This is a genomic window from Synechococcus sp. 60AY4M2 (assembly GCF_002760375.1).
GTDB lineage: Bacteria > Cyanobacteriota > Cyanobacteriia > Thermostichales > Thermostichaceae > Thermostichus.
In genome coordinates this window covers 2,000,473-2,021,115 of sequence record NZ_AUMZ01000001.1, presented here as the reverse complement: position 1 = coordinate 2,021,115, position 20,643 = coordinate 2,000,473, and the positions used below count along the sequence as shown (strand labels likewise).

General features: G+C 61.0%; 20 protein-coding genes, 1 tRNA gene and 2 pseudogenes. 17 read left to right on the top strand and 6 right to left on the bottom strand.

The window, feature by feature from the left end; translation table 11 throughout:
- Window positions 1–249: 249 nt before the first annotated feature.
- The 5 genes from SYN60AY4M2_RS08845 to SYN60AY4M2_RS08825 all read left to right on the top strand — a co-directional run bounded on the left by SYN60AY4M2_RS08845 (window position 250) and on the right by SYN60AY4M2_RS08825 (window position 5,761).
- A complete protein-coding gene (locus SYN60AY4M2_RS08845; RefSeq protein ID WP_099812733.1) occupies window positions 250–1,005 on the top strand; it encodes an ankyrin repeat domain-containing protein in 756 nt (251 codons plus the stop codon).
- Between the two features lie 731 nt (window positions 1,006–1,736).
- Entirely contained in the window at window positions 1,737–2,087 is a 351-nt protein-coding gene (locus SYN60AY4M2_RS08840; RefSeq protein ID WP_011431451.1) for a hypothetical protein, read from the top strand.
- Window positions 2,088–2,369: 282 nt separating this feature from the next.
- Entirely contained in the window at window positions 2,370–3,290 is a 921-nt protein-coding gene (locus SYN60AY4M2_RS08835; RefSeq protein ID WP_011431453.1) for an L-lactate dehydrogenase, read from the top strand.
- 157 nt (window positions 3,291–3,447) lie between these two features.
- Window positions 3,448–4,080: a tRNA (guanosine(46)-N7)-methyltransferase TrmB gene (gene trmB / locus SYN60AY4M2_RS08830; protein WP_041439245.1), complete on the top strand. Its 633-nt coding sequence runs from the start codon at window positions 3,448–3,450 to the stop codon at window positions 4,078–4,080.
- A 67-nt stretch (window positions 4,081–4,147) separates the two neighbouring features.
- Window positions 4,148–5,761: a CPBP family intramembrane glutamic endopeptidase gene (locus SYN60AY4M2_RS08825; protein WP_011431455.1), complete on the top strand. Its 1,614-nt coding sequence runs from the start codon at window positions 4,148–4,150 to the stop codon at window positions 5,759–5,761.
- A 12-nt stretch (window positions 5,762–5,773) separates the two neighbouring features.
- On the opposite strand, the gene SYN60AY4M2_RS08820 is transcribed toward SYN60AY4M2_RS08825, so the two are convergent.
- From SYN60AY4M2_RS08820 to SYN60AY4M2_RS08810, 3 genes are read right to left on the bottom strand one after another with little or no spacing between them, the layout of a single operon-like run.
- Window positions 5,774–6,799 (bottom strand): J domain-containing protein, encoded by a 1,026-nt coding sequence (locus SYN60AY4M2_RS08820; RefSeq protein WP_011431456.1) that lies wholly within the window; start codon window positions 6,797–6,799, stop codon window positions 5,774–5,776.
- A complete protein-coding gene (locus SYN60AY4M2_RS08815; RefSeq protein WP_228375358.1) occupies window positions 6,757–7,683 on the bottom strand; it encodes an ABC transporter substrate-binding protein in 927 nt (308 codons plus the stop codon). Before SYN60AY4M2_RS08815 ends, SYN60AY4M2_RS08820 begins: the two co-directional genes overlap by 43 nt.
- Window positions 7,684–7,724: 41 nt before the next feature.
- On the bottom strand, window positions 7,725–8,591 hold the full coding sequence (locus tag SYN60AY4M2_RS08810; protein WP_206336918.1) for an inositol monophosphatase family protein: 867 nt from the start codon (window positions 8,589–8,591) through the stop codon (window positions 7,725–7,727).
- A gap of 303 nt (window positions 8,592–8,894) precedes the next feature.
- Between SYN60AY4M2_RS08810 and SYN60AY4M2_RS08805 the strand changes: the two genes are divergently transcribed.
- The 6 genes from SYN60AY4M2_RS08805 (at window position 8,895) to coaD (ending at window position 13,276) form a co-directional block, all read left to right on the top strand.
- Entirely contained in the window at window positions 8,895–9,497 is a 603-nt protein-coding gene (locus SYN60AY4M2_RS08805; protein WP_228375359.1) for an FHA domain-containing protein, read from the top strand.
- 20 nt (window positions 9,498–9,517) lie between these two features.
- Window positions 9,518–9,589 (top strand) — tRNA-Gln (locus tag SYN60AY4M2_RS08800).
- 211 nt (window positions 9,590–9,800) lie between these two features.
- Window positions 9,801–11,288, top strand: coding sequence for a cobyric acid synthase (locus SYN60AY4M2_RS08795; RefSeq protein ID WP_099812732.1), 1,488 nt, complete (start codon window positions 9,801–9,803; stop codon window positions 11,286–11,288).
- A 68-nt stretch (window positions 11,289–11,356) separates the two neighbouring features.
- Window positions 11,357–12,367, top strand: coding sequence for a UDP-glucose 4-epimerase GalE (gene galE / locus SYN60AY4M2_RS08790; RefSeq protein WP_011431461.1), 1,011 nt, complete (start codon window positions 11,357–11,359; stop codon window positions 12,365–12,367).
- A gap of 71 nt (window positions 12,368–12,438) precedes the next feature.
- Window positions 12,439–12,774 carry a divalent-cation tolerance protein CutA gene (gene cutA, locus SYN60AY4M2_RS08785; protein ID WP_099812731.1) on the top strand — a complete coding sequence of 112 codons (336 nt, stop codon included), beginning with the start codon at window positions 12,439–12,441 and terminating at the stop codon, window positions 12,772–12,774.
- Between the two features lie 22 nt (window positions 12,775–12,796).
- Window positions 12,797–13,276 (top strand): pantetheine-phosphate adenylyltransferase, encoded by a 480-nt coding sequence (coaD, locus tag SYN60AY4M2_RS08780; protein WP_099812730.1) that lies wholly within the window; start codon window positions 12,797–12,799, stop codon window positions 13,274–13,276.
- Window positions 13,277–13,292: 16 nt separating this feature from the next.
- Here the strand turns inward: coaD and psbQ are convergent, their stop codons facing one another.
- Complete coding sequence (psbQ, locus tag SYN60AY4M2_RS08775; protein ID WP_099812729.1) at window positions 13,293–13,691, bottom strand: photosystem II protein PsbQ; 399 nt, start codon at window positions 13,689–13,691, stop codon at window positions 13,293–13,295.
- A 163-nt stretch (window positions 13,692–13,854) separates the two neighbouring features.
- Between psbQ and SYN60AY4M2_RS08770 the strand changes: the two genes are divergently transcribed.
- From SYN60AY4M2_RS08770 to SYN60AY4M2_RS08755, 4 genes are all read left to right on the top strand, one after another.
- Window positions 13,855–15,033, top strand: coding sequence for a TRC40/GET3/ArsA family transport-energizing ATPase (locus SYN60AY4M2_RS08770; protein WP_099812728.1), 1,179 nt, complete (start codon window positions 13,855–13,857; stop codon window positions 15,031–15,033).
- Window positions 15,034–15,375: 342 nt separating this feature from the next.
- Window positions 15,376–16,731, top strand: coding sequence for an FADH(2)-oxidizing methylenetetrahydrofolate--tRNA-(uracil(54)-C(5))-methyltransferase TrmFO (trmFO, locus tag SYN60AY4M2_RS08765; protein ID WP_099812727.1), 1,356 nt, complete (start codon window positions 15,376–15,378; stop codon window positions 16,729–16,731).
- 57 nt (window positions 16,732–16,788) lie between these two features.
- Window positions 16,789–18,000: an acetate kinase gene (locus SYN60AY4M2_RS08760; protein ID WP_099812726.1), complete on the top strand. Its 1,212-nt coding sequence runs from the start codon at window positions 16,789–16,791 to the stop codon at window positions 17,998–18,000.
- Window positions 18,001–18,174: 174 nt separating this feature from the next.
- Entirely contained in the window at window positions 18,175–18,645 is a 471-nt protein-coding gene (locus SYN60AY4M2_RS08755) for a hypothetical protein (protein ID WP_099812725.1), read from the top strand.
- A gap of 227 nt (window positions 18,646–18,872) precedes the next feature.
- Here the strand turns inward: SYN60AY4M2_RS08755 and SYN60AY4M2_RS14450 are convergent.
- Window positions 18,873–19,089, bottom strand: a pseudogene (locus SYN60AY4M2_RS14450) (RNA-guided endonuclease TnpB family protein); the annotation flags it as partial.
- Window positions 19,090–19,196: 107 nt separating this feature from the next.
- Here SYN60AY4M2_RS14450 and SYN60AY4M2_RS08745 point away from each other — a divergent pair.
- Window positions 19,197–19,466, top strand: a complete 270-nt coding sequence (locus SYN60AY4M2_RS08745) for a DUF370 domain-containing protein (protein ID WP_011431477.1) — start codon at window positions 19,197–19,199, stop codon at window positions 19,464–19,466.
- 94 nt (window positions 19,467–19,560) lie between these two features.
- Window positions 19,561–20,214 (top strand): guanylate kinase, encoded by a 654-nt coding sequence (gene gmk, locus SYN60AY4M2_RS08740; protein WP_011431478.1) that lies wholly within the window; start codon window positions 19,561–19,563, stop codon window positions 20,212–20,214.
- A gap of 283 nt (window positions 20,215–20,497) precedes the next feature.
- Here gmk and SYN60AY4M2_RS08735 read toward each other — a convergent pair.
- Window positions 20,498–20,630: pseudogene (locus SYN60AY4M2_RS08735) on the bottom strand (IS200/IS605 family transposase); the annotation flags it as partial.
- Window positions 20,631–20,643: the final 13 nt, after the last annotated feature.

The window sequence follows — 20,643 nt, the reverse complement described above, 5'->3', positions numbered from 1 at the left end:
CAAGGGATCCCCTCGGCGCTCATGCAATTTAGATCCAATCTAGTAGAGAATCATTCTCATGTTGAGGCATGGTGCTGCATTGACCATTCTGACTGAGCGCTAAGAGGCATCTCTTCGCACAGCTACCTCAGAGGCAGGGATCCAGTGCTAGACTTTGCCCAAGTTGTAAATTCCAGACTTTGCCTAACTCTACTCCTAACTGTTCTCAAAGTACTTTTAGCTGTCTCTAAGTCCTATTTCTGAGTGACTATGAGCGAAGCACTGCACCGCGCCCTTGCCAATGAAGACCCGCAAGGATTGCTGGCTTACTTGCAGCAAGGGGGAGATGTGAATGCTCCCGATTCGCAGGGGTTCACCCCGCTTCACAAAGCAGTACTCATCGGCAATCTGGAGCTGTTGGACTTGCTTTTGGCTTATGGCGCTTCCGTCGACTCGATGGATTCCACAGGGGCTACGCCGCTCCATTTGGCTGCTGCCAGCGGCCAGGTGGAAGTGGTGGAGCGGCTTCTCAAGGCAGGCAGCGATATCGATCTGCTAGATCGCTATGGATACACTCCTCTCCATCGGGCTGCCCTAACCGATCAGGCAGAAGTTATTGGTCTGCTGATCCAAAAAGGGGCAAAAACCTGTGGCGTTCTCCACTGGGCTACAGCTACGGGTAGGAAAAGCGTTCTCGCCCGCTTGCTCTCCAAGGGGGCACCGGTGGATGCCGTTGATGAGACGGGGCGAACTCCTCTGCACGAGGCGGCCACACAAGGACACTTGGGCATCGCTCGCTTTCTCATTTTGTACGGGGCCGATGTCAACGCGCGCAACCGCTTCGGGGCGACACCCATGCACTGGGCTGCCTGGGAAGGGCATATCCAGATCCTAGAGCTGCTGTTGGAAAATGGGGCCGAATTAAACCCCCGCAATCACGATGGACACACTCCCCTCGCCTATGCCCAGAAACGTCAGCACAGGCTAGCTGCCCAATGGCTGCAAGACCGAGGCGCAACCCTTTAGTTTGGCTTAAGGGATCCCTACTTCTTGGGAGACGGGAGATAGAGTTGGAAGGAATTCCACAGAAAAAGGAGAGAGGATGTTAGATTTCCCCTCTCCGATCTCTTCGTCGCGGTTAGCGTTAACGCCATCTAGATTCTAATCGATAACTCGCATCTGGTTCAATTCCTTTCTCCAGATTTTAATCTTCTTCCAACATCATTTTTTAGAGAACAAAACAAAGACGGAACAGCTAGCTTGTTCCGAAAACATCCGTTTATCTCCTTACTTTCTAGAGGATTGGTAGCCATTCCAAATAGCTCAAGATACTTCCCCAGCGCTTCACGCCGCTTTCGCTTGCTGGCCCGCCGACGCAAGCGCGATCACCCTCGACTGCTACCTCCTACTTCAACACGATGTTGGCGGAAAACCTCCCCCTCTCCCATTAATTGATATTTAGTCTCATTAACTTTGTGGAGAAAAAGGGATCCCTGCCAAGCGCAGGATGGCCAGTTCCGCCGGCGCGGGATCCCTGCTGCGTCCAAGACAAGAGAGGAAGACTGATGGATATGACTCCACCACTCAACCGGGTGACAGTATAGCACTATTGAGATTAAGTTGCAATATATCCCCATGGCACATCGGTTCCTCTTTGATAAAGACTTGCATCAAACCGAGTGAGTCTGGTAGAGTACCTAGCTAAAGTAGTTGGAAAAATTTGCAGCTAGGTCTTCGCAGGTTGCGGAGTGGTGAGCATGACATGGCAACAGGTTCAGGCGGGCGTGTGGTGTCGGCAGTTGGGGCAATTGGCGCCCCAGTGGTGGCTGGGGTGGAGTCCTGAGCAGGGCTTCCGGCTCTATCGCCAAGAGTCCCTACCTTCTCTCTCTGCTTTGCGGATTCGCTGCCAAGAGCGAGATGGCTGGCTGGATGTGTTTTTGGGAGAAGCGGAGCAACATCTCCAGCGGCGGCGCAGTCTCTTAGACGCAACGGCGCGGGTGGCTTTGCACTACTTGCCGGAAGAGCTGGTTCAGATTCGGTCTCTTCCACGTCCTCATGAGCGCATTCCTCTGGAGCTTTGGCAGCGGCTAACCCAGCAACGGAGTTGAGGTCTACCCAAGAATTCTTAAAAAACCATTAAAACCCTTACTGAGCTGCATTCAAAGTCACTTCACCCCGCGGGGATCCGAGGCGACCGGGAAGGCGGAAGTTCTCTTCCCTTCCAGCCTTTCTTGCTCTGGGGAGCGATAGCCCCTCTGCTCTTTTTCTCTCCGCCTGGCCAGGCTTAAGCTGGGAAGGGAAGTGCAGCGGCTGAAGCCATGACCGTTTCTGAGCACCAACCCAAGCCACGCTTTGAGCAGCAAGCCGGTGGGCTGACTGCTCGCCGCCTTTTGAAGGGATCCATCATCGGCGCCGGGCAGGTGGGCATGGCCTGCGCCTACGCGATGCTTATCCAGAACACCCTCGATGAGCTGGTGATCCACGACATCGACCGCGCCAAGCTGGAAGGGGAAGTGATGGATCTGGTGCATGGGATCCCTTTTGTGGAGCCGACGCGGATCTGGGCAGGGGAGCTGGCCGATTGTGCCGGGTCAGACGTGGTGATTGTGACGGCGGGGGCCAAGCAGCGGCCTGGAGAAACCCGTTTGGATTTGGTTCACCGCAACGTCGAGATCTTCAAAAGCTTGATCCCGGCCCTGATGGAGCATTGCCCCAGCGCCATTTTCCTGGTGGTGAGCAACCCCGTTGACGTCATGACCTATGTTTCCCTGAAGTTAGCGGGGCTGCCGGCGGGGCAGGTGCTGGGGTCGGGAACGGTTTTGGATACGGCTCGCTTTCGCTATCTGTTGGCCCAGAGGCTGGGGGTGGATCCGCGCAGCCTGCACGCCTACATCATCGGCGAACATGGGGATAGCGAGGTGGCCGTCTGGAGCAAGGTGAACATCGCCGGCACGCCGATTGGCCAGCTCTCGCCGGAATGGGATCCCGCCCATTTGGGCGATATCTTCGAGCAGGTGCGCAATGCCGCCTATGAGATCATCCGCCGCAAAGGGGCCACCAGCTATGCCATTGGTCTGGGGGTGGCACAAATTGTCCAGGCCCTGGTACGGGATCAGCGGCGCGTTTTAACCGTGAGCAGCCTCACCCAGGGAGAATATGACCTGCCGGAGGTCTGCCTTAGTTTGCCGAGAGTGGTCGGTCGGCAAGGGGTGGAGCGCACGCTGGCCATGTCCCTCACCGAGAGCGAGCGGCAGCAACTGCACCGCTCTGCCCACATCTTGCGGCAAGTCATCGACAGCATCCGGTGGTAGAGCTGGGCTGCCGGATCCCGTTTGTTTTGGATCCACCGTTGGGTTCGCTACGGCTGTGGCTGACGGCAGGAGGTGGTCTGTGGAAGCGGACGTGCAGCGAGCACAGCAGGCCCAACTTGAGAAAGGCTCCTCTGTTCCCCCCTGGACAGGGATCCCGCTGCAGAAGGGTCTCGGCCAGCGACTGCGGCAACACGTCAACCCCCTGCAGGCTCAGTACCAACAACCCACCCCCCCACCCCACTGGGAACGGGTGTATCGGCGACTGGGGCAGCCCTTGCATTTGGATATCGGCTCAGGGAGCGGACGCTTTTTGCTGCGCATGGCCCAGGAGCAGCCCGACTGGAACTTTTTGGGGGTAGAGATTCGACAGCCGCTGGTGGAGCGGGCCAATGCTTGGCGGGACGAGCTGGGGCTGGATAACGTCCATTTTCTGTTTGCCAACATCAACGTCTCCCTGCGGCATCTGTTTGCGCCGGGAGATCTCAGCCGGGTCACCATCCAATTTCCGGATCCCTGGTTTAAAAAGCGCCATCACAAGCGGCGGATCGTCCAACCGCGACTGGTGGCGGATCTGGCCCTGCTGCTGCAACCGGGCAGCCCCGTCTTCCTGCAGTCGGACGTGCGGGAAGTGGCCGAGGAGATGGTCGATCGTTTCCTAGAGCATCCGCAGTTTTGGAATCCCTACCAGGGGCCCATCGATGACAACCCCTTCGGCATTCCCACCGAGCGGGAGTGGCAGTGCCTGCAGTTGGGTCTGCCCATCTACCGTTATTGGCTAGAGCGACGCTGACCCCTTTATCCGGCTGAAGCCAATAGAAGCTAGGATATAACCCGCTGGAGTTGCCTCGGTTGCTGCCATGTCTCCCTCTGAAGCCACGGCCTCTGTCGATCCCTTTTCCGCTTGGCTTTCTGTTCGCCGAGGGATCCTCAACCTGCTGAGCCTATTGGCCCTTTTGATTGTCGGGCTTTCGCTTTCCAGCAGTTGGTTTCAGCCGCCGCCGCAAACGCAGTTGGATCTGTTGCAAACCAATCTCGCCCTGCAGGCTGCCCGCACCCTCGACGATCCCCGCTATCAGGACCTGGCGCGGGCTCTGCTGGGGCAGAACGTTTTCGAGCTGGCCCACAATCGCTACCAGCAGGTGGCCGACAACTACGCCGAACGCCTGCAGCGCCTCAAACGGATGGCACGGCTGGAAAGGGCGACTTCCTCGGCAGGGGGCAAACCCGAATTGGCCAGGGTATCAGATGCGGTGGGGCCGGCCTCAACCCCAGAAGAAGTGGATCCCGTCCTCCTGGCTTCTGTCCAGGATCTGCAGGCGGAGCTGGACGCCCTGCGGCTGCGCCTGGGTCTGCTCTACGTCTACCAGGAGGATCTGGAGGCAGCCCAGCAGCAGTGGCAAGAGGTAGTCGATCCAGAACGTCCCTTGGAGCTGGAATCCGGCCAGAAGAGGGTGGCACAGGTTTTACAAGGGCTGTGGGGAACGCCACGGCGCATCTTGCCAGAGGCCGAGGTGCAAATCCGCAACCACCTGGACGGTTGGTTTGAGGCGGTGGCCCTGCAGCAGCTCTACCGGCTGCAACAGCGCAGCGACAGCCTCAATGCCCTCAACCAGCAGCAGGAAAAATTGGCCTTGGCAGCCCTGTTCCGGCTGGCGGTGGTGGGCGGGATCCCGCTGCTGGGGGCGCTGCTGGGGCTGGTGCTCTTGTTGGGCTGGCTGGGCTGGAGCTTCTGGCGCCAACGTCCTCTTGTGGGCCCGCCGTGGGAGGTGCCTTGGCCGGGGATCGGGGCGCAGGCGGTCCTGACCGGTTGGTTTTTGGGTTTCATTCTCCTCAATGCGCTGGTGCCTCGCCTTTACACGGTCGGGCTCGGCCTGGGGACGCAGCAGCTCAGCCCTTGGCATCAGGCGGTGGCCCTGTTTCTCACCTACAATGCGGGCGCTCTGCTGGGGGCGGCGCTGTTGTACCGGCTTCTTCGGCTCTATCCCGGTTGGCAGAAGGTGCTGCAGGTGCGGCTGTGGGGCCCTTGGATCCTCTGGGGCCTGGGCGGCTACTGGGCGGCCCTGCCTTTGGTGGTGCTGGCAGCGGCGCTGTCGCAGTTGCTGCTGCCCCAGGCAGGGGGCGGGAACCCCATCTTGCCTCTGCTGCTGGAGAGCCATGGCTGGGGGGCGCGCTTGGTGTTTTTGGCCGTGGTGTCTGTCTGTGCCCCTGTTTTTGAGGAGGTGCTGTTCCGGGGCTTTTGGCTGCCGACGCTGAGCCGCTACTTGCCGATGGGGGCTGCCATCTTGCTCAGCGCCTTCACCTTTGCCCTTGCCCACCTCAACCTTTCCGATCTGTTGCCTTTGACCATGCTGGGGGTGGTGCTGGGGGTGGTGTACAGCCACAGCCGCAACCTGCTGGCCCCCATCCTGTTGCACAGCCTCTGGAATACGGGATCCCTGGTCACGCTGCTGGTGTTGGGGGGCGCTTCCTGAGGGGAGTTTGGCCTACTTTTTCTTGCCGAAGAGGCGGCTCCAGAAGCCGCCGCTATCCTCTTTGCGCGGCGGTGGCACGATTTTCTGGGCCTGGGAGGTCTGACGGCTGGCCGAGGGAACGGGAACCGGCTGTTGGGTGGTGACCTGCTGCAGCCAGCGGCGCACCTCGGCCATCAACTCGGCGTTGGCCGGCTCGAGGCGGCTCGCCTGCAGGAAGTCGGCCTTGGCCATGCCAGCGTTGCCCTGCTTGAGGTGGGCGATACCTCGGTGCAGATAGTAACGGGCCACGTTGGGCTGGGCGCTGATGGCGAAGTTTAAATACTGGATGGCAACCCGGTACTGCTTGCGCTCGATCATGTCCAGCGCCTGCAGGAAGCGGGTCTCAGCGGGGCTAAGTTGCGGGGTTGGGGGCGAAGGAGGGGCGGGCTGGACAGGGGGAGCGGTGGGTGGAGCAGCCGGGATCCCGCCCAAGGTGGTGCGGCTGGGGGAAGGGGTTGGGATCCCCGTCGGGGTGGTGGTTTTGGCAGCAGGGGCGGGGATCCCTTTGTAGCCGGCCTTGAGCAGCAGGTAGGCTAGGTTGAGCTCGCTCAACTGCTCGGTTTTCTCCAGCAGGGTGGCCATAGAGCTGTATTGCTCTTTGGCCAGCTTCTCCACCCGCCGGACATATTCTTCCTGCCAATCGGCGCGCTCGGCCAGGTCTTTGACAGCTTCTCCAGTGGGCCACAGATCGGGGGGTGGCGACTCCAGCAGGCGTTGGACACGCAGCTTGAGCACAGTCTCATATTCTGACCGCTCTCGCTCCTTGGCCAGCACCTCGTTGGCCGGGCTGACCAGCTTGGCGAAGAGGACGTTGGCCCGCTCTGCCCCTTCCGGATCCCCGACAAAGCGATCCGGGTGCAGAGCCTTGGCCGCCTGCAGGTAGCCGCGTCGGATCCCTTTGGCATCGGCGGTGAGGGGCACGCCCAAGATGGCGAAATGGTCGGTCTCGTAGCGGGCTAGCCCTCGGGTGAGGCGGGGGACATCAGAGTTGGATCCCATAGTTGCCACTTCTCCAAGATGCGTTGCAAAGTTCCGTTTTCGGTCAGGACTGCGATCGCCCCATCCACGGCTTCCTTCAGGGAAGGATGCTGTGAGGATACCACGCCCACCAAAGGAATCGGGAACAGAGGCGGCCCCGCCAGGCGCAGCCGGGATCCCGCCTGGCGCAGGCTCAGGGCGGCAACGGGCTGATCGACGAGCACCGCATCCAACTGGCCAGCCTGGAGCTGGGCAAACAAGCGATCCGGGTTGCTGGTGGCAAAAAGACGAATGGCGTTGCCCCGCCTCTCGTTGTACGCCTCCAACAGAGCGGCTCCCGTACTGTTAACTACAATGCCCACTTTGCGGCCAAAGAGTTGCGACAGCGCCTCAATGGGAGCTTCCTCTGGCCCGGGATCCCGTACCACCAAGCGCTGCGGGCTGAGGTAGTAGGGTCGGGTGGCGAGAAACTGCTGCGGATCCAAGCCCAAAGCTTCCCGCGCCCCCCAGATGAGATCCACCTCATCCGCTTGCAAAGCCGCCAACTGCTCGCTCCAAGCCACATAGACGGGCTCCACTCGCACCTGCAGCGTCTGGGCAAGCGCCTCCAGGATATCCCACTCGAAGCCGGCGTAGGTTTGCCGCTCCAGGTCGGTGTAGAGGTAAGCCGGGCCCAGGCTGGGATCCAGGCCAACCCGGATGCGCCCCCGCGCCTGAATCTCGGCCCAACGGGAATCGGGAACCTGTGCTCGCTCGCTGGCAGGAGCGGGCAGGGTCGGCTTTGGGGCAGGCTGAGGGTAGGCCGGGATCCCCAAGAGCAGCGCCAGGCCAAACCCTGCCGCCCAACAACGACGCCGGAGCTTTTTCCCGGCCAAGTTATCTCCCTTGCCTTGCGAAAGAGCCATGAGGGCCTTTGCGTAAACCTTACCCAATTTTCGCCTGATCTTTACCTGATCTTTAAACTTTGGCCGTTTTGCTCCCCAGACCGGCGATCCCGCCGCATGGGGAAGGAGACCGGCAGAGGGCTGACCTGGGCCAGTTCTTCCTGAAGAGCAGCGTGTAGCCAGCCGTTGCTGGCCAGCAGGCGGCCACTGTACACATCCACCGGGCTGCCATCGTAGGCGGTGACCTTGCCGCCCGCCTCTCGCACCAAGACAATCCCGGCGGCAATGTCCCAGGGGGAGAGGCCCCGCTCCCAATAGCCGTCCAACTGGCCGGTGGCCACGTAGGCCAAGTCCAGGGCAGCCGATCCACCTCGCCGCACTCCCTGGGTGAGGTGGGTGAAGTGGCAGAACTCGGCGTAGTTGTTGTCGGGGGTTTCGCGGCGGTCGTAGGCAAAGCCGGTAACCAGGAGACTGCGGGAGAGTTCGGTAGTAGAGGAGACGCGGATGGGTTTGCGGTTGCGGGTGGCGCCCATCCCTTGTACGGCGCGAAAGAGATCCCCGCGAAAGATGTCGTAGATCACCCCCAGCACCGGCTCCCGCCCCTCCAGCAGACCAATAGAGACGGCAGCAAAGGGATAGCCATGGGCAAAGTTGGTGGTGCCATCGAGGGGATCGATCATCCAGGCGTAGGCGCCCTGCGGGGATCCCTGCTGGCCGGATTCTTCCGTCAAGATCACATCTTCGGGGAAGTGCCGCCTTAAGATTTTCAAGATAAGCTCCTCGGAAGCGCGATCCGCTGCTGTTACCAAGTCGCCCGGACGTTTCTCCTCAATGGCAAGGGTGCCCCCCACGTAACTGCGCAGCAAAGCCCCTGCCTCCAGGGCCGCCTCTGTGGCCACATCTAACCGACGCAACAGGGCCTCCGTCACACCCACACCTCAAGGCTACAAACCTGCTACCCAGAATAGCCCGCCCGCGGCCAAGGCTGTGGCTCCCAAGGGATCCCTTAAAACGGGAATAGCTCCGACCTGAACCCAAACCCAATTTTTCCAATTTTTTTTAGGAAAAGGGAGTATCTCCAAGGCTGCCTGTGGTGTATAGTAGTGTACATTAAGGCCTATGAGTTTTCCACTAGCCCGCCAACGCCGGGGGGATGTTGGGTGTCTCCTAGTTTCTGGGAACTCTAGGGTTCAGGGAGTTGGACTGGAAGAGCCAGGCTGCCGGGCAGGTAGTTGAGCGTCGAGGAGGAAACGCTGTTGCCCCAGAGCTACGACGATTTTTTTACCTCTACTACGGCAGTGGGCAGAGGCCATCTGTCCGGCAGTCAGGACTTCGATCTGCCGTTGGATCTGTTCGACCAAGTCCCGCAGCAGCCGGTGTCTCACCCGGAGTTCACCCTGTCCGTCTGCCATCCTGTGCGGCCCTGCAGCTACATCCTGCGGGAGAGCATTTACACGATCGGACGGGATCCCTCCAATGCCATCCAGATTGTCAACCGCTTCGTCTCCCGCCGCCACGCCTATTTGGTGCGAGTGCCCACCAAGTCCAATCGCACAGGATTTACGTATTGTCTAGTCGACGGCAACCGCAAGGGGCAGTCCAGCACCAATGGGGTGTTCGTCAACGGCACGCGGGTAGCTACCCACTACTTGAGGAGTGGCGATGTTATCTACTTTGGGCCGGAGATCCGCGCCTACTTCTTCGAGGTGGCCCGCATTCCCCCTCTGCCCAACCCTTTTGAGGTCAACCCTGACCTCGGCAAAGGATCCAACTTGGTTCCTGAGGAGATGAGAGGTGGCCGCAGCCCGTTGACAGATCCAAGGTTGCATCGCTAAAGTAGTCAAGCAGTGTAAATTGGGGCATCGCCAAGCGGTAAGGCAGCGGGTTTTGGTCCCGCCATTCGGTGGTTCGAATCCATCTGCCCCAGTCTTAAGCTGGGCTAGGTCTGCTTGAGACAGCAGAAGGCTTTTTTGGGCAGTTCCCCTTCGCTGATTCGGGAACTTCCCGCTAGGCGCAAGGGTACGCTTTTTGCATTGCTGGCGCGAAGACTTTGGCCAGCAGAGGGCCAATCCGTCAACCTAGCGCAGTCGGCTTAGGGGAGAGGGTGGACAATCGGCCTGGGAGGGAAAGGGAGCCGAATGAGCAGTGCTTGCCGATCCTTGATGGTCGTGGGGACTTCTTCCCACGTGGGCAAAACCCTTTTGGTAGCTGCCCTCTGTCGCCTTCTCAAAAAGGCGGGGAAGAAGGTTGCCCCTTTCAAGGCCCAGAACATGTCGCTGAATGCCTACGTCACCCCGGAGGGCCATGAGATTGCCTATGCGCAGGCTCTGCAGGCTTGGGCCGCCGGGATCCCGCCCGCGGTGGAGATGAACCCGATTTTGCTCAAGCCGCAGGGCAACCTGACTTCCCAGGTCGTCCTCAACGGCGTGGCAGTAGATACCTGTCGCGCCGGCGAGTACTACGAGCGCTGGTTTGCGCCGGCCTGGGAGGCGGTGAAAACGGCCCTGGCCCGCTTGCAACAGCAGTACGAGTGGATTATCTGCGAGGGGGCAGGCAGCCCGGCGGAGGTAAACCTCAAACACCGGGATCTGGCCAACACGCGGGTGGCTTTGCATCTGGGATCTCCCACCTGGCTGGTGGCGGACATCGACCGGGGTGGGGCGCTGGCCCATGTGGTGGGCACCCTGCAGTTGCTGGAGCCGGCCGAGCGGGCCCTGATTCGCGGCATTGTCATCAACAAGTTTCGCGGCGCACGGGAGCTGCTGCAGCCCGGCCTGGATTGGCTGGAGAACTACACCGGGATCCCCGTGGTTGGAGTTCTGCCCTGGCTGGACTGGACGCTGCCGCAAGAGGATTCGATGGGCCTTGAGGCGGGCCCTCAACTCTGGGAAAATCGCCGCGAACGTGCCGGGCGGGGGAGCTGCCTGGAGATTGCCGTGATCCGCCTGCCCCAGGTGGCCAATTTTTCCGATTTCGACCCCTTGCTGGCCGAGCCCAGCGTCCATCTGCGCTGGGTTCACCCCGGCCAGAGCCTGGGATCCCCCGATGTGGTCATCCTGCCCGGCAGCAAAACCACCCTCAAGGATCTGTTGGCATTGCAAAAGACCGGCCTGGCCGACCAACTGCGCCTCTATTCCGGCCACATCGTCGGCATCTGCGGCGGGCTGCAGATGTTGGGGCAAACCATCGCCGATCCCGCCGGCCTAGAGGGAGTTGCCGGCACCTACCCCGGGCTGGGCTTCCTGCCGCTGACTACTGTCTTGCAACCCACCAAGGTTACCCAGCAGGTGCAGACGCAAAGCCGCTGGCCCGCCCCCGCTCCCGTCCAGGGGTACGAAATCCATCAGGGATCCACCCAGGCCGATCCCGCTGGCTGCCTGCCGATCTTCGAGCAAGAAGGCCTGGGCTGGCGGGATCCCACAGGCCGGGTCTGGGGCAGCTATCTGCACGGCCTCTTCGACAACCACCGCTGGCGGCGCCACTGGCTAAACGAGCTGCGCCGCCAAAAAGGCTGGGATCCCTTGCCGGAGTTGGACGGCCACTATGCCCAGCAACGCGAAGAACTGCTGGATCGTCTGGCAGAGGCCTGGCGGCCTCATCTGGATTGGCATCAGCTCCTGGAATAGGCCGGGGCCATTGCCAAGGTCTGCAAGAGTAGCTGTATTCTAGACAGGAATTTCCTTCCCCCTGACCTATGCGGCTTCTGGTTACCGGCGGCGCGGGCTATATCGGCAGCCACACCTGTAAGGCCCTGGCGGCCCATGGCCACCTGCCAATTGCCTACGACAACCTGGTTTACGGCCACCCTTGGGCCGTTCGCTGGGGGCCTTTGGAAATCGGCGACATTGCCGACCGCCAGCGGCTGGATCAGGTCATTCGGCAGTATCGGCCCGAAGGGGTGATTCACTTTGCCGCCTATGCCTACGTGGGCGAGTCGGTCAAGGATCCGGGCAAATACTACCGCAACAACGTGGCCGGATCCCTGACCTTGCTGGAGGCCATGCGGGATCACGGGATCCCCTACCTTGTCTTCTCCAGCACCTGTGCCACCTACGGCGTGCCGGAGCAGATCCCGATCCCGGAAACCCACCCCCAGCGCCCCATCAACCCCTACGGCCAGAGCAAGCTGGTGGTGGAGCAGATGCTGCGGGACTTCCAGACCGCCCACGGGATCCGGTTTATCAGCCTGCGCTACTTCAACGCCGCCGGCGCCGATCCCGACGGAGAAATCGGCGAAGCCCACGACCCCGAAACCCACCTCATCCCCCTGGTGCTGGAAGTCGCCGCCGGCCAACGCCCCCACATCACTGTTTTTGGCGACGACTACGACACCCTCGATGGCACCTGTATCCGCGACTACATCCATGTCGCCGACCTGGCGCAGGCCCATGTGTTGGCCTTAGAAGCGCTGGCGTCTGGCCAGCCTGTGCAGGCAGCCTACAACCTGGGCAATGGCCAGGGCTTCTCTGTTCAGGAGGTGATCGCCACGGCAGCAGCGGTAACTGGAAGACAGATCCCGGTGCAAGTTGGAGCCCGTCGACCGGGGGATCCCCCCTGCTTGGTGGGCGATGCCACGGCCATCCAGCGGGATCTCAACTGGCAGCCCCGCTATGCCGACTTGGCCGAGATCCTGCAGACAGCTTGGCGCTGGCACCAAAGGCGGCCCTATTTTGCCAAGGCCACACCGCCGCTCCGGGGGGCTTGACCCAACTGGGATGGCGATCCGAGGATCCAGCGGTACGATCAGGGGAGGTCGACGCCTAGAGCTTGCTTCCGATGGAGGAAAAGACCGCCCCCGATACCCTGGCGGTTGTCATGACCACCGTGGGATCCGAAGCCGACGCCCATCGTTTGGCACACACTCTGGTGGCCGAGCGCTATGTGGCCTGTGCCCAGGTGCTGCCGCCGATCACCTCCTACTACCGCTGGCAGGGATCCCTGCAGAGGGAGGCCGAGTTTTTGCTGTTGCTCAAATTGCCCTCCACTGCTTATCCCCGCCTGGAACAGCGGCTGCGGGAGCTCCACCCCTACCAGGAGCCGGAGATCCTGGCTCTGCCGGCTGCTCAGGTAAGCGCTACCTATCTGGCGTGGGCCCGAGAGCAGGTAGGCTAAGAAGAGCGGTACCCTCTCTAGCATGATTGCCCTCTACCCCGGCAGCTTCGACCCCATCACCTTTGGGCACCTCGACATCATCGAGCGGGCCAGCCGTCTGTTTTCCAAAGTCATCGTTGCAGTCCTGAAAAACCCCAACAAGACCCCTCTGTTCAGCCCGGAGCAGCGGCAGGCTCAGATTAGCCTTTCTGTTGCCCACCTAAAAAACGTTGAGGTCGATACTTTTTCCGGCTTGACAGTGGCTTATGCCCGCCAACGGGGGGCAAAAGTTATCGTGCGCGGCTTGCGCGTCTTGTCCGACTTTGACGTGGAGCTGCAGATGGCCCACACCAACAAGCTCCTGGCTCCTGAGTTGGAAACCCTTTTCCTTGCTACTGCTAGCGAGCACAGCTTTGTCAGTAGCAGCTTAGTTAAGGAAGTGGCCAAGCTAGGCGGCCCCATTGACCACCTGGTACCCCCGCCGGTGGCTCAAGATCTGCGGGAGCGTTTCCCCTTAACTTGATCCGCTCTGTCCCCAACTACGAAAACAGGGCCTTGAGCTCTTGCAACGTCTTTCTCACCTTGGCCTGGGCAGCTTCCACCTCTGGTTGGTCGTAGGCTTTGGCGGCAAAGTCCAGTTCTTCCAAGCTGCGGCCCATTTCCTTGGCCAAGCGCAGCATCTCCCGCTTTTGCTGCTGGGGCAAGGTGTTTGCCAGGCTGGTTAGGGTCTTGCGGGTCAGGCCCATCGGCCCATGGATGTAGGAGCGGATCTCGAGCCAGTCCTCGGCATCCACCAGGCTCTGCAGCTGCTCCACCTGTTGCTCCAGCTGCTGCAGCTCTCGGGGCAAGGCGGCAGCCGCCTGGACGGGAAGGGATCCCAGCCACAGACCCAATGTGAGGATGGCAATCAGCAGCAGATTGGGCCAACGACGCATCATCTTACACCTCCCATCCGCCTTCACAGGCTTGCTTTCTGGCCGTTACTTCCTTGGCCAGCCATAGGCAATCAATAGTGTACCTGGTAACTGCCCTCCAGGCCGCTGTGGGCAGAGGGGCAAATCGGTTAGCCTAGAGCTGTAAAAGAACGTAAAGAGCGCTCCCATGCAACGCATCATCCTCATGACCGGCAAAGGTGGGGTCGGCAAGACCTCGATGGCGGCAGCAACCGGCTGGCGTTGTGCCGAGCTCGGCCTGAAGACCCTGGTGTTGAGCACGGATCCGGCCCACTCCTTGGCCGACAGTTTCGACCAGCCCCTGGGCCACGAGCCGGTGGAGGTCAAACCCAACCTCTGGGGAGCGGAGCTGGATGCCCTGCAGGAGCTGGAACTGAACTGGGGATCCGTCAAGGCCTACATCACGCAGGTGTTGCAGGCCCGCGGGCTGGACGGCGTGCAGGCGCAGGAGCTGGCGGTGCTGCCGGGGATGGACGAGATCTTCGCCCTGGTGCGGGTCAACCGCCACTACGACGAGGGCAAGTTTGATGTGCTGATTATCGACTCGGCTCCCACCGGTACGGCCTTGCGCCTTTTGAGCCTGCCCGATGTTTCCGGCTGGTACATGCGCAAGTTCTACAAACCTTTGCAGGGGTTGGCGCGGGTGCTGCGCCCCATTGCCGAGCCGATTGTTAAAGGGCTAACCGGGATCCCCCTGCCAGATGACCAGGTGCTGGATGCCCCCTACGAGTTCTACCAGAAGATCGAGCGGCTGGAGCGCATCCTCACCGACAACCGCATCACCTCGGTGCGCCTAGTCACCAACCCCGAAAAGATGGTGATCAAGGAGTCGCTGCGGGCCCATGCCTACCTCAGCCTCTACGGCGTCGCCACCGATTTGGTGATTGCCAACCGCATTTTGCCGGAAGGGGTGGTGGATCCCTACTTTGCCGCCTGGAAGGCCGCCCAGCAGAAATATCGCCAGGAGATCCACGAGAACTTTGCCCCCCTGCCGGTGGTGGAGATCCCGCTTTACCCAGAGGAGCTGGTGGGGTGGGACGCCCTGGCCCGCCTGAAAAAGGATCTCTGGGGGGATCGCAACCCGGCGGAGGTGTTCTACGCCGAGCAGACGATGAACGTGGCTAGCGACAACGGCCAGTACCGCCTGGATCTGTACTTGCCCGGGATCCCAAAAGAGCAGGTGGAGCTGAGCAAAACTGGCGACGAGCTCAACATCCGCATTGGCAACCACCGCCGCAACCTGGTGTTGCCCCAGACCCTGGCCGCCATGAAGCCGGCCCGTGCCAAGATGGAGGAAGATTACCTGCGCATCCATTTTGCCGCCTAAAGCCGCAGGGCAGTGTCCTGCTTGCCGTTTGCCAAAAAGTAGGCTTGTTGGAGTTGTTCCTGGTCGAGAGTGGGCATATTTGCAGGACGGGAGGAACTCTGGCTGGAAGAGAGCCCACGGAGGGGTGGGGAAGCGCCTTCATCTAGCTGTAGCCCTCTTCGGGCAAGGAGTTGGGCAGCAGCCTGGTTGGCCTCCATCGGTGGGGCCTATTCTCCAACCGCTTGCCCTACACCGTCCAGCTTGAGCCATGCTGATCATCAAGGTCACCTCCTTGGGAGGTTGCTCTTCTGGCCCAGCGAGGGCCCCTTTTTCGCTTCCTGAGGACTGTTGCGGGAGGTCATGATGCCCCATTCCATGAGCCGAGCAGAGACCCTAGCTCCCATCCATGTGGTGGGTGGGGGGCTGGCGGGGACAGAAGCCGCCTGGCAGATTGCCCAGTTGGGGGTGCCCGTCATCCTGTCGGAGATGCGCCCTGTGCGGCAGAGCCCGGCCCACCACACGGATCAACTGGGAGAGCTGGTGTGCAGCAATTCCTTCGGGGCCCTAGCCAGCGACCGGGCGGCAGGCCTGCTCAAGGAAGAGCTGCGCCAACTGGGATCCCTGGTCATCGCCACCGCCGATCGCCACGCCGTGCCGGCAGGGGGAGCCCTGGCCGTGGATCGGGCCCGCTTTAGCCAGGCCCTAACGGAAGCCATCGCCAACCATCCCCTCATCACCCTGCGCCGGGAGGAGGTGACCGGGATCCCGGAAGGGATAGCCGTCCTCTGCACGGGCCCGCTGACCAGCGAGCCCTTAGCTAAGGCGCTGCAAGCTTTTACGGGCCTGGAATACCTGAGCTTTTTTGACGCTTCCAGCCCCATTGTTACCGGGGATTCCCTCAACCGGGCGGTGGTGTTTCAGGCTTCCCGCTACGACAAGGGGGAAGCGGCCTACCTCAACTGCCCCATGACCGAGGCGGAGTACGAGCGCTTCTGCCAGGCGCTGGTGGAGGCCGAGCAGGTGCCCCTCAAAGACTTTGAAAAGGAGGAGCGCAAGTTTTTCGAGGGCTGCCTGCCCATTGAAGAAATGGCCCGCCGCGGCAAAGATACTCTCCGCTTTGGGCCCCTGAAGCCGGTGGGGCTGGTGGATCCGCGCACGGGATCGCGGCCCTATGCGGTGGTGCAGTTGCGCCAGGAGGACAAAGCGGGCAAGCTGTGGAACCTGGTGGGCTTTCAAACCAATTTGAAGTGGGGAGAACAGCAGCGGGTCTTTCGCCTCATCCCTGGCCTGGAGGCGGCGGAGTTTGTCCGCTTTGGCGTGATGCACCGCAACACCTTTTTGAATTCGCCGCAGCTTCTGTTGCCTACGTTGCAATTTCGCCGCCGGCCAACGCTGTTGGCTGCCGGCCAGTTGGTGGGCACCGAAGGCTACGCCTGTGCCGTGGCAGGAGGGTGGCTGGCCGGACAGAACGCCGCCCGCCTGGCCCTGGGGCTGCCTTTGATCACGCTGCCGCCGGAGACGATGATGGGATCCCTATTCCAGTTCATCAGCAGCGCCGATCCCAAGCACTTCCAGCCCATGCCGGCCAATTTTGGCCTCCTGCCGGAGCTGGAGGGGCAAAAAGTTCGCAGCAAACAAGAGCGCTACGCCCGCTACCGGGATCGCGCCTTGGCTGCTCTGGCGGCCACAGGCCTGGTGCGCCAGGCGCAAACTGCCTGAGTTCCCAACCCTGCAGGCGCAAACGGCCAGCTAGCCTGGAATAAAAGGAGGGATCCCGTGCCCATCCTGGTCGTCAACGCCGGCTCCAGCAGCCTCAAGTCCTCTCTCTTTGCAACCGTTGAGGGCAAGGTGGAGGCCACCCCCCTCTGGCAGGCGCAGGTGGACTTTGCCTACCAGTCCGGCCAAGTCTTGATTCAAACTCGGCGGCGGGGCGGCCCCTGGGAATCTTTTCCCCCCCTTGCCCCAGAAGCCGGCATTAGCGGTTTGGCTCCCCTCTTTCAAAGCCTCTGGCAGGGGGAGGGATCCCCGTTGGCCACAGCGGCTGAGATCAAGGCCATTGGCCACCGGGTGGTGCATGGGGGATCCCTCTATCGCCAGCCCACCTTGATTACGCCCGAGGTGGAACAGGCCATCGAGCAACTAAGCCCCCTGGCACCGGCTCACAATCCCCCTGCTCTTGAGGGCATTCGCCTCCTGCGCCAACTGTTGCCTGGGATCCCGCAGGTGGCTGTCTTCGACACCGCTTTTCACCAGCAGATGCCTGCGGCAGCCGCCCTCTATCCTCTTCCCTACGCCTGGGCCGAGCAAGGGATCCGCCGCTACGGCTTCCACGGCATCAACCACGAGCACTGCGCCCGCCGCGCCGCTGAGATCCTGGGCCGGCCCCTGGAAGAGCTGCAGCTCATCACCTGCCACCTGGGCAATGGCTGTTCTCTGGCGGCCATTCGCGGGGGCCACAGCGTCGACACCACCATGGGCTACACCCCCCTGGAGGGCCTGATGATGGGATCCCGCTCCGGCTCGGTGGATCCGGGGATCCTCATCCACCAGTTGCGCCGGGGCATGGACGTAGAGGAGCTGGATCGGATCTTGAACCGGGAATCGGGCTTGCAGGGCGTGTCCGGCCTCAGCAGCGACATGCGAGTGATCCTGGAAGCCATGCAGGCAGGCCATGCCCGCGCCGAGCTGGCCTTTAACCTCTTCATCCACCGCCTGCGCAGCCAGATTGGGGCCATGCTCATGAGCCTGGATCGGCTGGATGCTTTGGTCTTCTCCGGCGGCATCGGGGAAAACGCGGCGCCGGTACGGGCCGCAGCCTGTGCCAACCTAGGCTTTTTGGGGATCCAGATCGACCCAGTTCTCAACGCCGGATCCCCGCGCAACTGCGACATCAGCACCTCTGATGCTCCGGTGCGGGTGTTGGTCATCTCAGCCCAGGAAGACTGGGCCATTGCCAATGCCTGCCAAAAGCTCCTGCAAGAGGAATAGGCGAAGGAGCTCAGGCTGCTTCTAGCCAGGTTTTCTCCTTTCCAAGGACTGGCTCCGTCGAGACCCTCCCGCCACAATGGAGCCAAAGCCCTGGGCAGGGGAGGATAGGAGGAACCCTCCCTTTCTGCCAAGAGAAGACTTGCAACCCAGCTCATTTGAAGGTAACGGAAACCTATGCAGCCTGCCCAACTCCTGAACAGACGGATCCCCCTGCTGTGGCTCCTGGGCGTCGTTTTGGCGGGATGCGGGGAGACGACCAGCAGCAGCCCCCTGCCCCTGCCGACGCCCCTCCCTCCTCCTTCTCTCACCATCACCGATCTCTCGCCCCGCACCGTCCCCGTAGGGCAAACCCCCACCTTTGTCGTCTCCTTCCGCGTCGAGGCTCCTGCCGGGATCCGCGGATCCAACGCTTTCTTGGCTGCCGTCACCACTCCCCTGGGCAACTTTGTAACCCTAGGGGCTTTCGACGCTTCCCAATTGCCCGGCTGCTTCGTTGGAGCCACCGCCTGTACCGTAACAGGGCTTACCCTGCCCCAGAGCCGCTTTACCGTCACCCAGACGGGATCCCATCAACTCACCATCAGCGTTTTCGATCGCCAGGAGCGGCTGGGCAGCGGCAGCTTTACCTTCAACGGCGTGCTCTAGAGCTCAAAAGCGGAATCCAGCCTTGCTAAGCAAAACGCCACCGAGAATTTGCAAACGCAAGGGGCCTCCTCGTCGCCAGCGCAGACGTTGACAAGGCTTTGCTTCTCTGAGGAGAAAGCCATTTCCAGTAGCCATAGAACGGCTTGCTGCCTAATACCTGCACTTTCTTGGGAAAAAGGGTAAACTACCCGGCTCCAACCGCCCTCCACACCCCCCGTATACGGGGGGATGGACCTACATACCTGCACAGCCAAGTTGCTGGACAGCCCAAACCGTGCATGGATTTCGCGGTCGCTCAGAGACTGAAGCTGAAGAGCGTTGGTTATCTTCTCTGGCGTGTTTTGGTTGGCAGGCCTGGGCAAAGGCATCCAAAGTTGCATCCAGCTTTGTGGCTTGCGAGGCAGATACCTTGAGCTTGCAGAAGATAGTCAGGACTTGGGTCATGCTGGTTATATTAGGCGCTATCGCTCCCCACCGTATAGACGGTGGGGTGTCCCGCGCATTCAGATGAAGGCTGCTGGCCGGACAGGCGCTAGATTGGCTGATTAACCATGGATACTCGCCTAATCAACATCGGCTTTGGCAATATCGTCGCCGCCGGGCGCGTTATCGCCATTGTCAGTCCTGAGTCAGCTCCCATCAAACGCATCATTAGCGACGCCCGCGAAAGAGGCCAGTTGGTGGACGCGACCTACGGTCGCCGCACCCGCGCCGTAATCATCACCGATTCCGGGCACGTCATCCTCTCGGCCATTCAGCCGGAAACCGTTGCCAACCGCTTCCTTACTGCCAAAGTCGGTGCGCCGGAGGAACCTGAGTAAGGGCCTCACAAGCAGCCTGCGAGGCCGAGAGTGAGATATCCTAAAACAAACCAAACCAGCCAACTGTCCAGCCGTCCTTTGTCGCTCTCCGCCTATGGCAGTTTCTTCCACTACGCTCTCCTCGCCAACTCCCCCTGAGTGCCTGCAGCAACAGGAAGCCCCTCGGCCTCCTGCCACTCGCGGTCGCCTGGTGGTTTTGACAGGGCCCAGTGGGGTGGGCAAAGGCACTCTGGTCAGCCAATTGCGCCAGCGCCACCCTGAGCTGTACTTTTCTGTCTCGGTAACCACCCGCCCCCCCCGCCCTGGGGAACAGGAAGGCGTCAACTACTACTTCCGCACTCGCGAGGAGTTCCTCAACCTGATTGAAGCCGATGAGTTGTTGGAATGGGCCCAGTACGCAGGTAACTTTTACGGCACTCCCCGCGAGATCGTGTTCCAAAAACTCAGCCAGGGTCAGGATGTGCTTCTGGAAATTGAACTGGCCGGGGCCCGCCAGGTGAGACAACAGTGTCCCGATGCCATTCGCATCTTCCTGTCTCCTCCCTCGCTAGAAGAGCTCGAACGCCGCATTCGCGAACGCGGACAAGACTCTGAAGCCAGCATCCAACGCCGTCTGCAACAGGCTCGCAAAGAATTGGATGCCAAAGACGAATTCGACTACGTGATCGTCAACGACAATCTAGAGCAGGCTCTACAGGAGCTGGAAGCCTTGCTTTATCCTCCCTCTCCAGGGAAGGGGCAATCCTAGGAGCTCTGCGACTCTACGCGCTTTTTTCCGAGAGCTCGCGTCTTTTTCTTAACTAAAAAACGGCGACACAAGCCTCGGCATCCACGCCAAGTGCTTTTTGACACTCCCCCGACTCAAGTCGGGGAATTCTCACGCAGTCCACAACCGGAATCGCGAAGGCGCTGTCAAGACGCCCCTACACACAAAGGGATAGCTTGGTAGCCCCGCACTTGAGTGCGGGGCGGAAAAGCCCGCTAGCCACTTTAGTCGCTTACCCATGATGGGGGTCGTTGATATAGTTTCATAGCTCAAACAACCTCTTCCTGACTTCTCCCACCAAGACCTCTTTCCTTACTCTTTGGCCAAAAAATAAGATAAACAACCGCTAGCCCCACAGCATGGTTGTAGTGATTGTACCGTTGACTTTCCTCTCGCATTATCGCTTGCCCA

Excerpts from the sequence above, each read along its gene's own strand:
- galE (WP_011431461.1), top strand. The coding sequence starts at position 11,357 with ATGCGGCTTCTGGTTACCGGCGGCGCGGGCTATATCGGCAGCCACACC.
- coaD (WP_099812730.1), top strand. The coding sequence starts at position 12,797 with ATGATTGCCCTCTACCCCGGCAGCTTCGACCCCATCACCTTTGGGCAC.
- SYN60AY4M2_RS08840 (WP_011431451.1), top strand. The coding sequence starts at position 1,737 with ATGACATGGCAACAGGTTCAGGCGGGCGTGTGGTGTCGGCAGTTGGGG.
- SYN60AY4M2_RS08795 (WP_099812732.1), top strand. The coding sequence starts at position 9,801 with ATGAGCAGTGCTTGCCGATCCTTGATGGTCGTGGGGACTTCTTCCCAC.
- SYN60AY4M2_RS08845 (WP_099812733.1), top strand. The coding sequence starts at position 250 with ATGAGCGAAGCACTGCACCGCGCCCTTGCCAATGAAGACCCGCAAGGA.
- cutA (WP_099812731.1), top strand. The coding sequence starts at position 12,439 with ATGGAGGAAAAGACCGCCCCCGATACCCTGGCGGTTGTCATGACCACC.
- gmk (WP_011431478.1), top strand. The coding sequence starts at position 19,561 with ATGGCAGTTTCTTCCACTACGCTCTCCTCGCCAACTCCCCCTGAGTGC.
- SYN60AY4M2_RS08745 (WP_011431477.1), top strand. The coding sequence starts at position 19,197 with ATGGATACTCGCCTAATCAACATCGGCTTTGGCAATATCGTCGCCGCC.
- SYN60AY4M2_RS08820 (WP_011431456.1), bottom strand. The coding sequence starts at position 6,799 with ATGGGATCCAACTCTGATGTCCCCCGCCTCACCCGAGGGCTAGCCCGC.
- psbQ (WP_099812729.1), bottom strand. The coding sequence starts at position 13,691 with ATGATGCGTCGTTGGCCCAATCTGCTGCTGATTGCCATCCTCACATTG.
- SYN60AY4M2_RS08825 (WP_011431455.1), top strand. The coding sequence starts at position 4,148 with ATGTCTCCCTCTGAAGCCACGGCCTCTGTCGATCCCTTTTCCGCTTGG.
- SYN60AY4M2_RS08770 (WP_099812728.1), top strand. The coding sequence starts at position 13,855 with ATGCAACGCATCATCCTCATGACCGGCAAAGGTGGGGTCGGCAAGACC.
- trmFO (WP_099812727.1), top strand. The coding sequence starts at position 15,376 with ATGCCCCATTCCATGAGCCGAGCAGAGACCCTAGCTCCCATCCATGTG.
- SYN60AY4M2_RS08815 (WP_228375358.1), bottom strand. The coding sequence starts at position 7,683 with ATGGCTCTTTCGCAAGGCAAGGGAGATAACTTGGCCGGGAAAAAGCTC.
- SYN60AY4M2_RS08755 (WP_099812725.1), top strand. The coding sequence starts at position 18,175 with ATGCAGCCTGCCCAACTCCTGAACAGACGGATCCCCCTGCTGTGGCTC.